Raw genomic sequence first — 12,552 nt, forward strand, 5'->3', positions numbered from 1 at the left:
CAAGCCGGGTTTTTTTGTGATGAAAAGAGGGGGATAACATGTTCAGAGTATTGCTGGTAGATGACGAGGTCTATGTCCGCAAAGGGCTGCTGGAGCTGATTCCTTGGGAATCGCTCTCCTTCTGTGTCGCAGGTGAGGCGGACAATGGTGCGCAGGCGCTGGAACTGATGGAGGCAGTGCGTCCTGATCTGGTCATTACAGATATCCGCATGCCGACACTGGATGGGCTGGAACTGATCCGGCGGCTGCGGGAGCAGGGTCATGCTGAGCTGATATTCATGGTTATCAGCGGCTTCAACGACTTCCAGTATGCTCAGCAGGCGCTGCGCTACGGGGTGCACGACTATCTGCTTAAGCCGATTGACGAGGAGGAGATGACCGCTGCGCTGCGCAAGCTGTCCTATGCGCTGGGCCGGAAGCGGATTGCCGCGCAGAACAATGAGGATCTGACCACCAGCGCAATCATGGAGGCGCTGGTGCAGGACATCCTCCAGCCTGAGGAGGCTCACCCTTATGCAGTAGCGCTGGGGCTGGAGGAAGAATGCTGCTTCATCTATGCTGTATGCGAGGTCTATGCCGCTGCGCCGGACAAGCGAGCGACCTTGAAAGTCTTCCAGGAGGCATTGTATTCACTGGATGCGGGAGGCCCCGGCATCCCCGTTCTGGAGCAGCAGCCGGGAGTGTTTGGAATGCTGCTCTGCACAAGCCGGATCGGCGGAGAGGGCAAAGGCTTGAAGCAGCCGCTGGAGCAGCTTCGTGGCGGGCTGGCCGGGCGGCTGAAGGCGGAGGTGGGTCTCTATGCAGGGGAAGCGGTGGAATCGTTGGCTTATGTCCACCGCTCCTATGAACAAGCCAACGAAGCGGTGAAGCATAAATATGCCGAGCCTGCAGGGGTGATTCTATACGGGCAGATAAGGGAGCAGCCGCTGTATGTGTTCGATCTGAATCCGGTCCTGACCGCCAAGCTGATACTGGAGCTGGAGGAGGGCAGACTGGAAGCCTGCCGGCAGACGGTGGAAGGCATATTCACGCTGTTCCGGGAGCAGCGCTTCACCCCGCAGGCCGTCAGCGGCTCCTTGTCCCGGTGTATGACGGGCATCCTCGGTGTGGTGAAGGAGATGGACGGTACGGAGGAGGAGATGCTGCGGCTGAAGGCACTGGCGGAAGCGGACCTGGGGCAGTGGAGCCTGCAGATGCTGCAGGAGCAGTTCCTTCTGGCAATCAGCGAGGCAGCGGTGTATATTGCGCAGCTCCGCAAGCAGAACAGCCTGGGCGGAATCAAGCCGGTCAAGCAATATATTGATACCCATTACCATGAGAATATCAGCCTGAAGAGCATAGCTGCAGGGTTCTATATGAATGCTGTCTACTTGGGGCGTCTGTTCCGCAAAACCTATGGTGTCTATTTCAACGAATATCTGCTGGAGCTGAGGATCCGCGAGGCGAAGAAGCTGCTGCGGCAGAGCGATTTGCGGATGTATGAGATTGCTGGCCGGGTCGGCTTTCAGAATTCCGATTATTTTGTCACCCAATTCGAGAAGCTCGAACAGCAGACCCCCTCCGAATACCGGAATATGCTGATCGGCGGGAATAACGGGGCAGGGCGATGAAGAGATTCCTGAATGCGCTGAAATTGCGCGATAAGCTGCTGCTGATGTATATGCTGTCCGTATTCCTTCCCATTGTTCTTACCAATGTAGTGTTCTACCAGGTGACCGCCTCCAATATCCGCAACCAGAAGATCCGTGATGCGGACATGGCGCTGAACAACCTGAAGAACGATCTGCGGGTGATAGTAGACCAGGGGGTGGGCCTGTCCTATTCGCTGTATACCGATTCAATCTTCAACAGAACCATCTCCCGCAGATTTGCCAGCCAAAAGGAGTATGTGGATATCTTCAATTCCTATCTGAGAGGAGCATTGGATGACCGGAACATCCAGTGGGTCCGCCGGTACATGGTCTATACGGACAATCCCACCATTCTGGCCTCGGGTTATATGGACCGCCTGAGCGCCGGGGAACGCAGGTCTGACTGGTATACCCGATCGCTGGCCTTTGCGGCCTCTTATCCGGCCTTTGTCTACGCCGACCAGAAGTTCAGCCTTATCCAGCGTCTTAATAATTACAATACCGGCGGCTTCGAGCAGCTCGTGAAGATTGATCTGAACATGGAACAGATCCAGCAGCTCTTCAGGGGCAGCGGATTCGACGGTAAGGTGTATCTGGTGGACCCGCAGGGGCGGGTGCAATACAGCAATGCTGCAGGCGGCTACGTGCAGGAGGTCTATTACCACGATCTCCGTCTGTCTAAAAGCTCGCACAGCTTCCGCGCCGCCTACAGCGGTATTACCTATCTGGAGGGCTGGGCGCTGCAGGGCGTGCTGGACGAGCAGAGTGTACTGAAGGAGGTCCGCCAATCAAGATCCTTCGTCATCTGGCTGGCCTGTATCAACTTTGTGCTGCCCACGGTAATTCTGGCTATGATGTCAAGGTCCATCCATGTCCGGCTGGTGCGGATTCTGAAGCATATGAAGAAGGTAAAGGCCCAGAACTTTCAGACCATTCCCCCTGGGGAAGCGAGGGACGAGATTGGGCAGTTGACCGAGGAATTTAACCGGATGACCGAGACCATTCATAGTCTGATTAAAGAGGTGTATGTGGCGGATATCCAGAAGAAGAACCTGGAGCTGAAGCAGCAGCAGGCCCGGCTGCATGCCCTTCACAGCCAGATCAACCCCCACTTCCTGTTCAATTCACTGGAATCGGTGCGGATGCGCAGTATTATCAAGGGGGAGACAGAGACAGCGAAGGTCATTAAACACATGGCCAAAATGTTCCGTAAATCGCTCTCCTGGAGCAGTAATGACGTGACGGTCCGTGAAGAGCTGGAGCTGATCGAGAGCTTCCTCACTATCCAGCAATACCGCTTCGGAGACAAGCTGGAATCCAGCATTGTGGCTGACCCTGCAGCACTGGATATGCGCATTCCCAAGATGGTGCTGCTGCCGTTCGTGGAGAATGCCAGCATCCACGGTATTGAATCCAGCCCCGGTAAGGGTGTTATCGTAATTACTGTTGCACTGGAACAGGACCGGCTGTTCTTCCGGTTTGAAGACAACGGCATCGGCATAGACCAAGATAAGCGGGAGGAACTGCTCCGGTATCTGGAGGAGGACGAGGATATCGGCGAGCGGGTCGGCATGAAGAATGCGTACTGCCGCCTGAAGCTATGCTACAGCACCGGCTTTGCGTTTGCGGTGAATAGCCGCTGCGGGGAGGGAACGGTGATTGAAATCGGACTTCCGCTGCCGGACGGGCAGCCACAGAAGGGAAATAATATGTTTTCCTAAGCAGGAGGTATGGTTTTCCGGGTAAACAAGAAAGCGGTTACTTGATATATTTAGGAGGCTTACAAGCGGTAAGTAATTCCAGAATCAAAAGGGGGATATGATCAACATGTTCAAAAAAAAGGTGCTCACCGCGGGCCTGGTGCTGGCCTTAATGGCAGGATTGGCCGGGTGCAGCTCACCCGGGAATACAGGCAACAGCGCTGCACCCGGTAATACTTCGGATAACAAGGGTGATACTCCAGTTACATTCAAGTATTTCAGCTTCGGCGGTCCCAAGAAGCAGGTGCTGGCCAGCGAGACAGACATCGGCAGGGAGCTGCAGAAGCAGACAGGCGTGGACTGGAATATTGAATACCTGGTCGGCGATGGGGATACCAAAGCGGGCGTGATGATTGCCAGCGGCGATTATCCCGATATTATCGACTCCAGCGGTCAGATGGCCAAGCTGATGGATGCCGGTGCTTTCATCCCGCTTGATGACCTGATTGACAAGTACGGTCCGAACATCAAGCGCGTCTACGGGCCGTATTACGATAAGTTCAGACAGAAGGACGGCAAGCTGTACTTCTTCCCGTACGGCGCGAATATCGGCTATCTGCCGGAGCCTAACTTCCAGACGGGATTCTATCTGCAGCGCGCGGTTCTGAAGGAGTTCAATTATCCCAAGATCAAGACACTCGACGAGTATTTTGATCTGATTAAGAAGTATAAGGAGAAGCATCCGAAGGTGAACGGACAGGATACCATCGGCTTTGCCACCTCCGCCGGCGAGCAGGGCAGCTTTTATACGCTGCAGAATCCGGCCATGCATCTGGCAGGCTCACCCAACGACGGCAGTACGATTATCGATATGAAGACCTATGAAGCGAAGCTGGTGGCCGGCTCGGACTATCAGAAGCGGTGGATTCAGAAGCTGAATCAGGCGAATGCTGAAGGTCTGGTAGATCCGGAATCCTTTACCATGAACAAAGACCAGTACCTGGCCAAGCTGACCTCCGGGCGTGTACTGGGCTACTTCAACTACTCCTGGCAGGTGGGCGATGCCACGAACAATCTGAAGAAGGCCGGAGATGATGACAAGCGCTACCTGGCGCTGCCGATTGTTTTTGACAAGGAGACCACAGATCAATATATTGACCCTCCGGGCTTCGTCAACAACTATGGCGTCGGAATTACAGTGAAGGCCAAGGACCCGGTGCGGATTATCAAGTATTTCGACAATCTGCTCAAGGAAGAGAACCAGATTCTCGTACAATGGGGCATCAAGGATGTCAGCTATTCTGTGAACGACCAGGGCCGCTTCTACTTCGCGAACGATGAACAGCGGCAGCTTCATGAAGACCCGGAGAAGACGCTGAAATTCGGCTTCGACTACTTCAACTACAGCTGGCCGCGTTACGGCAGCAGCTCCATTCTGCAGGATGGCAACGCTTATGGCCCGGGAGGCCAGCCGGAGGTCGCCACCTTCAGCTATACCGAAGGGGATAAGAAGATTCTGGCCGCCTATGGGGTCAAGACGTTCAGCGAGCTGTTCAGCCAGCCGGAGGAGCGTCCCTGGTTCCCGGCCTGGTCGATTGCCCTGGAGCAAGGATCACCGGAGCGGATGTTCATTACCAAGGCAGATGATCTGCAGCGGGCCAGTCTGCCGTCGATGATTCTGGACACTCCGGCCAACTTCAACAAGAATTGGGAGGAGTATATGAACCAGTTCAACAAGCTGGACAAGAAGGTCTATGAGGATTTCATAACCAAGGCTGTGAAGGACCGCATTGCCGGTAAGTGGTAAGGCTCTCCTGCAGAGATTAACAGAAGCCCGGGGGCCGAAGGGCTCCCGGAGCTTCAACTCATCAAGGCGAGGAAGGGAGTTAGATGAAGTGGAGAAACCTGTATATGCTGTGTCTCCGACCTCCGGTGCGGGGAGAGCGGAAGTAGGCAGAACAAAGCGTTTTTGGAGCCTGCTGATTCAGCAGAAGACTCTGGCCTTTATGTGCATTCCGTTTGTGCTGTGGGCGTTCGTATTCAAATATCTGCCGATTTGGGGCTGGACCATGGCCTTTCAGAACTTCAAGCCGGCGCGGAGCTTCAGCCAACAGGAATGGGTGGGGCTCAAGAACTTCCGGGTGCTGTTCGAGGACAATACGTTCTACCGGGTGCTGCGCAATACGCTGGTTATGAGCTCTATTCAACTGGTCTTGGGCTTCGTTACCGCGATCACTCTGGCTCTGCTGCTTAATGAGCTGAAGAATCTGGTATTTAAGCGTGTCGTTCAGACCGTCAGTTACTTGCCGCACTTTATATCCTGGGTCGTTGCCTCCAGCATTGTGCTGACGGTGCTGTCGCCGGACGGTATTGTGAACCTGCTGCTGACCAAGCTGCACCTGCTGGATCAGCCTGTGCTCTGGATGGCCAAGGGGAATTATTTCTGGGGAATCCTGGCTACCACCCAGGTGTGGAAGGACGTGGGCTGGAATACTATCATCTATCTGGCCGCAATGACCTCCATTGATCCTGCCCAATACGAAGCAGCTGAAATTGATGGAGCCAGCCGGTTTCAGCGGATGCTTAATATTACCCTGCCGGGCCTGAAGCCGGTTATTATTATTCTGTTAATTATGAATCTGGGCAATATCCTGGAATCCGGCTTTGAGCCGCAATATTTGCTCGGCAACGGCATGAATCTGGAATTCTCGGAGAACCTGGATATTTTCGTACTGAAATACGGCTTGGGTATGGGCAGCTTCTCCCTGGGAACGGCCGCAGGCATATTCAAGACTGTGGTCAGCTTCATCTTCCTGTTCTCCGCTAACTCTATTGCCAAGCGGATGGGCGAGAGCAGACTATTCTAACAGGAGGTGCAGTTCATGGCATCGGTTACATCGTCCCGCTTACGCCACAGCAGCCTGGGGGACCGGATTTTTGACATTTGCAATGTGATTTTCATGATATGCCTGATGATTGTTACGATGTATCCCTTCGTTAATATGATCGCAGTGTCCTTCAATGACGCGAACGATGCAGTACGGGGCGGTATCTATTTGTGGCCGCGGGAATGGACCTTAAGCAACTATAAGTATATTTTCGGTGAATCGGATATTTATCATGCCACATTGATCTCGCTGCTGCGTACACTGCTGGGTACCTCGGTGTCGGTATTCTGTACAGCAATGCTGGCCTTCACGCTCAGCCGCCAGGAATTTGTGCTGCGCAGGTTCGTTACGCTGTTCTTTGTCATTACGATGTATTTCAGTGGAGGGCTGATTCCCGGTTACCTGCTGATCCGCAATCTGGGCCTGACCGATTCCTTCTGGGTCTATATTGTTCCGGGGGTTATCGGCGTATTCAATATGATCATTATCCGTTCCTTCATTGAAGGACTGCCCGAAGGCATTCTGGAATCGGCCCGGATCGACGGCGCCGGCGAATTCACCACCTTCCTCCGGGTCGTACTGCCGCTGACGATTCCTGCCATGGCAACGGTATCGCTGTTCGTTGCTGTAGGCCAGTGGAATTCCTGGTTCGATGTCTTCCTCTACAATTCATCGAATATCAAATTAAGCACCCTGCAATACGAGCTGATGAAGATTCTCCAGACCACGAATACCTCGGCCACGGCCGGGGCGGTAGAGGCTTATCAGTCTGCGGAGAATGTAGTCCGGGTGACACCTACCTCGTTGCGGGCAACCATGACGATCATCGCCAGTGTTCCGATTCTGATGGTCTATCCGTTCCTGCAGCGCTATTTCGTACAGGGAATGACGGTCGGCGGCGTGAAGGGTTAATCCGGCAGCCAAGAAAAGCCAACGTCTGCAGGCCATCGTAAGATGGTCCTGGACGTTGGCTTTTTCTTGTTTAGAATTGGTGATTTTGTTCAATCAGCTTGCTGCGCTTGTTATAGCCGCATCAGTTCACGAACTCCGCCTGCTCCAGCAGCCGCAGAATGACTGTGGCCGCTTCCGCACGGGTGGCGGATTGGGCCGGATGGAACTGCCCGCTTGGTGTCCCGGTGATCAGGCCTGCCTGAACTGCCTTAGCGACATCCTGCTGTGCCCAGCCGGCAATCTGGTCTGCATCCTTGAACGCTGCCGGTTGTGCTTCGGAAGCTGGTAGCGGCGCGCCGGCAAGCGCCATGGCCTTCACCAGGATGGTCGTCATCTCCTGGCGTGTTACTTTGTCATTCGGCCGGAAGGTGTTATCCGTTCCGCCCTGTACCAGCCCGAGCTTAACGGCTGTCCCGATGCTTCCGGCATACCAGGCCCCGGAAGCAATGTCGCTGAACGAAGCCGCTGCCGGAGCAGTGGAGGAGAAGCCGAGCGCACGGATGATCATCGCCGCGAATTCAGCACGCGTAGTGGTAGCGTCCGGTGCGAATTGGCTGTCCGTAAGGCCGGTCAAGATATATTTGGAAGCCAGCTTGTGGACGGCTTCCCGGGCCCAATGGCTGCTCATATCGGCAAAGGTTTTGTTGCTTGAAATCACTGCAAATGTCCCGTTGCTTGGACTGTGGAAAGTCACTTCGTCTCCGTTAAAGACTGCCGGGACGAAGTTGAAGCTGCCGTTATTCTCGAGCCGCACGACTGTCGCATTGTGGCTGTTCACCGGAGTGCTGAGCGGCAGAGTATGCTTGGCATAAGTGCTGCCGAAGCCCGGGATCTCCACCGACTTGCCGCCAGCCTCCGCCTTCACTGTGTATTCTACCGCCTGGCCGATGAGCTGGCCTTGGGCGGAGAGAGCAGCTTGACGGATCGCTTGCTGCCGCTCTTCCGGGAGCACCGTCATGCTCACGGTAAGCTTCCAGTCTTCGCTTCCCAATTGCTGACTCAGTGCTGCCGCATCAAGGGCCTTCACAGGGAAGTGGATGGTGCCGAGTGAAGAGGTGACCGTGATCTGTTCTGCGGCCAGCACCTGCTTGGCATCCAGAGCTGCGGCTGCTGAATTGCCACTCACCTTTGCTTCGACGCTCAGTTGGCTGCTACCCGTTGCTGCCGGCTGAACCGAACCAACGGTAGTGCTGCCGCTGGCAGTACTGGCGTTAGTCCCGCTGTTCCCGCCAACAGATTCACCGCCGTTGTTACCCCCGGCGCCGTTATCACCGCCGCCGTTATCACCGCCGCCGTTATTGCCGCCGCCGTTATCACCGCCGCCGTTGTCACCGCCGCCGTTATCGCCGCCGCCGTTATCACCGCCGCCGTTGTCACCGCCGCCGTTGTCACCGCCGCCATTATCACCACCGCCGTTATCACCGCCGCCGTTATCGCCGCCGCCGTCTACCTCCAGCGTGTGGCGGGCATACAGATCGAACCGGTCGAACGCCGGTGTGTACTGGCGCGGAACCGCTGTGTATGGCGTGAAGCCTTGCGCGCCGCTTCCGCCATAAGGGTTGGAGCCGCCGTTATACGTATTGTTGTTGGAGAAGCGGATCGTGTTAACGCCCGCCTTCAGCTCCACATCCAGCGTCTGGGTGGCGAACTGCTGCCAGGAGATGGTGTTCTTGAAGTAGACCGTCTGCGGCTCTCCGCCGTTGACGCTTACTTGTGCATACCGTTCAACAACATCATTGTTGTAGGCATGGGTGCCCGCGCTTTCACCGTTAGCATAAGTAACTACCAGCTTGTAGGTACCTGCCTTGGGTACGGTGATGTCCCTAAGCTCCAGATACCGTTCAGCGCCATCATAAGAGGTAATGCCGTTCACGTATTTGCCGCCCGAGGCATATTTGGCAAAAGCATCCTCCCGGATCAGCGGCAGCTCCGAACCGGCTGGTGTTCCCACAACCACAGCCGCCTCAGCCTCCACAGAATATACAGGAGTTTTGCTGACATAAGCTGCATTAATGTAATCCAGACTGATTGCTGCGCTGGAGCGCACATCGATCAGGTTAATGCCTTTGCGCAGGAAGACCGGAGCCTTGGCATCCTGCCATTGCCCGTTCGTATTCACCACTGGAAGATCAACCAGAGGCTTGCGGTCATGGGCCAGCTTCAGCTTCCCGCTGTCCGCAGAAGCATAACGTGCTGTCAGCTCATACATCCCGTCCTCCAGCACACTGACGACGAACCGGGTGTTGGCTTCCTGGCTTCCGCCGTAGCCGCTCACATATCCGGCTCCCTCGAAGCCTTCCAGGCTGCCGGCCCGCGATAAGCCCAGCTCTGAATCGTAGTCGGCGAATTCTGCCTGCACCCTGTAATTCGGAAGTGCGCCCGGCAGGCCGTTATACGTCAGCTCGATGGCATCCAGAGTGGATTCGCCCTGGCCGGCTTCTCCCGTATCCGGATTGTATCTGCTGATCCCGATGGTATGCGTGCCTTCCGTCAGATCGGCGAAGAAGGTGCTGCCGCCCAGCAGCTGCATATTGTAATCGGCGCGGAGCACGATTTTGGCTGCCGGCTGATCATCGATTTTGACGAACCATTCGGAATTGATGCGCTGATTCGCATCACCGGTGTTGGACTGATTACGCATCGAAGCGGTTGCGCCGCTGCCGCCGATCAGATCCAGCCGGTAATTCCCGTCTGCAGGAACGGTGACCGAAGTCCATTGCACAAGGCTGTCCGCGGCCTTGATTCCGGACACATACTGCCCGTTCGATGCCGAGCGCCCCGTGCTCTTGCGCGGGTATTGATCCACCGTGGACACATTGGTCTGCACCTCCGCATTCTCCGCTTCGTAACGCTTGACGAAGGTCTCCTGCGGAGCATGGCTGACTGCCGGTGTAATAACGGCGTAGTAAGCCGAGGTGTAATCATTCAGGTTCACATCCAGCGTGACCGAGCCGTTCTTGACCGGAACATTGCGGTCCAGAATCTGCGCCGGCTCCACCAGGAAGCCGGTCAATCCGGTACAGCCTGCATAGAATACCGTGACATGGACCTCTTCCGCCCCGGCCAGGAAGGCAGGGCTGTTCCCGTGGCCGGTAACATTATTGAACACAATCTTCCCGTTGCCCTGTGTGCCGCCGAAGGCGATGCTGACCTGCTGCTTCTGGTCCTGAATGGAGGTTAATCCGTATAACCCGGGACCATAGGCGTCATGCTCATGGCGCGGATTATCCACCTTGACCTTGGCCATGTCGCCGCCCATCATGTCGGCATACCATTTGTAGAGCCACCATGCGCCGTTTGGCTCATTCTGCCCGGCGAGCAGCGACCCGTAGGAGTTGGCGGTGTTCCAGTATGGCAGCATACTGTTCATCTTCAGCTCGTCATAGCGGGCAATGTACTGGACAAGCGATCCGCCGACAGCAATCTCTGAAGTCGCTGCATATTCATTGATATCCACCTGAATTGGAAAAGGAACCGTGCGGTCCGGATACAGCTCCTTATAACGCTGTAATGACTTCGCTTCAAGCGCCCGGTAGGTAGCTACGTTGGAGGACGCCTGGTTGAAGGCTTTATCCCACAGCATATGCCAGCTGATGATGTCCGGCAGGCAATCATTCTCCACACAGAACGGAATGAAGTCCTCAAAGACCTTCGCCCCATATTGCGTCAGGTTCATTCCTGAGATGACCGCGCCCGGATCAATCTCCTTGATCTTCTTCACGACGGCGAGCCAGTCGGCATTGAACACGGCTCTGGAGTTCTTCCCCGTCGGGCTGTCGGACAGCAGCTGAGGATAACGGGTATTATTCTGCTCAGGCTCATTGAACGGAATATAGATGAACTTGGAATTGACATCCCGGCCCGGATTCGCCGCAGCCCATTGATCCTTGTAGGCCTTGACTGCCGTGGTGATCGGAATGACTGCTTCCTGAATATATTCATCCGCCGTTCTGGACGGATAATACCAGTGCTGGTAATAATCCTGCATCACGATGTTAACGGCTTCCCCGCCGGCCTCGAAGAAATAGTCCGAGACCCGGAGTGCATCGCCAGTCGGATGCTGGATGCCGTTCGGCGGCTTCTGCGAGATATGTGACGGCTTGATTGGAATCAGCGTGTTGATATCCGGCACGTTCGGCTCACTGAGGGCATACAGAGCACCGGAAGCGCCATGATATACCGGTCCGAGCGAGCGGTCGGCGAGATCGACAGAGATTTTGGCCGGAGTGCTTGTATTCACCTCTTCATGCTTGGTCGCTGTATAGAGTGCGCTGACCTGGCTGGCTGTGAGCTGGACATTGTAGATCCGCAGATCGTCGAATTTTCCCTTGATGTCTCCATCCGAGGTATAGAGCGACCGGCCGAACGCATTGAACTTCAGGGCGTCCAGATAGTCGCGCGCGAAAAAGTGCTGGAGTACGGAAACCATCGTTGCACCTGTTGTGCTTTTGCTCTGATCCAGTCCCTTGATGCCGACCGGAGCGCCGTTCAGGTAAACCTCATAGGCTCCGCTGCTGTTCATTGTGACGGTCACCTGCTGCCACTTGCCCTTGACCGGATTGCGGTTCCAGACGATATCGCCTTTGTAGCTGGCAATCTGGCTTGGATTCGTGCCGGTGTAGATCCGGTTGCTGAACGTGCCGTCCCCGGCGATCATGATGAACTCGGAGTCCTGCCAGCCGCTTACTCCGGCATTGCTCAGTCCCTTCTCCGCAATCGTGGAGGACAGCAGACGGTTATAGGCATTAGCCGAAGAGTCGATATTGGCCCAAAAGGAGACGGACAGCTCATCCTTGATCCCGCTATAGAGCTGGTCCGGCAGCTTCAGCCAGGCGGTTCCGTTGCTGCCGCCGGGCAGGGAGAGAACGTCTCCGCGCTGGTCGTCATAGACCACAGCTGCCACCCCCTTAAGCTCGGCGCGCTGAGCAGCCGCTTCGGGGTAGACGCTGTTCACCACCGTGGTCCGGTCAAGCACCTGCTCGGGGCGGAAGCTCCACTGGAACAGCGGGGCCGCTTCAGCAGCGGTCTTCATCTGGACTTGCTCCGGCGCAGGCTCCTGTGCAGGAGCAGTCTCCGGCACTAGAGCAGTCTCCGCTCCTGCAGCAGCATCCGGCTCCGCCGCAAAATCACCGGCATCCGGTGCTGTAACCGGATCAGCGCCTATGACCGGATCGGCCGCGGGTGCCGTATCCGCCACCGCCACCGGGTCCGGTGGCGGAAGTGTGGAAGCGCTTGCCAAACTGGAGGGCAGCAGAGTCAGGATTGCCAGTATCGTAATCAGTGAACGTTTAAGATGGAGCCTCAATAGATACTCACCTCTTTTGTTTTTTGGGATACCATTGCCTAATGTCCTTACATCCTTCCGGTGATGATCGTCTGCAC

At 55.8% G+C, this 12,552-nt stretch carries 6 protein-coding genes; 5 read left to right on the forward strand and 1 reads right to left on the reverse strand.

Annotated features, from left to right (window positions below; genetic code table 11):
- Positions 1 to 38: 38 nt before the first annotated feature.
- The 5 genes from K1558_RS00955 to K1558_RS00975 all read left to right on the forward strand — a co-directional run bounded on the left by K1558_RS00955 (position 39) and on the right by K1558_RS00975 (position 7,131).
- Positions 39 to 1,610 (forward strand): response regulator, encoded by a 1,572-nt coding sequence (locus tag K1558_RS00955; protein ID WP_238649504.1) that lies wholly within the window; start codon positions 39 to 41, stop codon positions 1,608 to 1,610.
- Positions 1,607 to 3,352 carry a sensor histidine kinase gene (locus tag K1558_RS00960; RefSeq protein ID WP_238649505.1) on the forward strand — a complete coding sequence of 582 codons (1,746 nt, stop codon included), beginning with the start codon at positions 1,607 to 1,609 and terminating at the stop codon, positions 3,350 to 3,352. Before K1558_RS00955 ends, K1558_RS00960 begins: the two co-directional genes overlap by 4 nt.
- 106 nt (positions 3,353 to 3,458) lie before the next feature.
- A complete protein-coding gene (locus tag K1558_RS00965) occupies positions 3,459 to 5,138 on the forward strand; it encodes an extracellular solute-binding protein (RefSeq protein ID WP_238649506.1) in 1,680 nt (559 codons plus the stop codon).
- 109 nt (positions 5,139 to 5,247) lie between these two features.
- Complete coding sequence (locus K1558_RS00970; protein WP_238649990.1) at positions 5,248 to 6,198, forward strand: ABC transporter permease; 951 nt, start codon at positions 5,248 to 5,250, stop codon at positions 6,196 to 6,198.
- 15 nt (positions 6,199 to 6,213) lie between these two features.
- Positions 6,214 to 7,131 carry a carbohydrate ABC transporter permease gene (locus tag K1558_RS00975; RefSeq protein ID WP_238649507.1) on the forward strand — a complete coding sequence of 306 codons (918 nt, stop codon included), beginning with the start codon at positions 6,214 to 6,216 and terminating at the stop codon, positions 7,129 to 7,131.
- 121 nt (positions 7,132 to 7,252) lie between these two features.
- Here K1558_RS00975 and K1558_RS00980 read toward each other — a convergent pair whose 3' ends face one another.
- Positions 7,253 to 12,475 carry an S-layer homology domain-containing protein gene (locus tag K1558_RS00980; protein WP_238649508.1) on the reverse strand — a complete coding sequence of 1,741 codons (5,223 nt, stop codon included), beginning with the start codon at positions 12,473 to 12,475 and terminating at the stop codon, positions 7,253 to 7,255.
- Positions 12,476 to 12,552 lie beyond the last annotated feature (77 nt).

The organism is Paenibacillus piscarius (assembly GCF_022234545.1).
Classification (GTDB): Bacteria; Bacillota; Bacilli; order Paenibacillales; family Paenibacillaceae; genus Paenibacillus_AQ; species Paenibacillus_AQ piscarius.

Excerpts from the sequence above, each read along its gene's own strand:
- K1558_RS00955 (WP_238649504.1), top strand. The coding sequence starts at position 39 with ATGTTCAGAGTATTGCTGGTAGATGACGAGGTCTATGTCCGCAAAGGG.
- K1558_RS00960 (WP_238649505.1), top strand. The coding sequence starts at position 1,607 with ATGAAGAGATTCCTGAATGCGCTGAAATTGCGCGATAAGCTGCTGCTG.
- K1558_RS00965 (WP_238649506.1), top strand. The coding sequence starts at position 3,459 with ATGTTCAAAAAAAAGGTGCTCACCGCGGGCCTGGTGCTGGCCTTAATG.
- K1558_RS00975 (WP_238649507.1), top strand. The coding sequence starts at position 6,214 with ATGGCATCGGTTACATCGTCCCGCTTACGCCACAGCAGCCTGGGGGAC.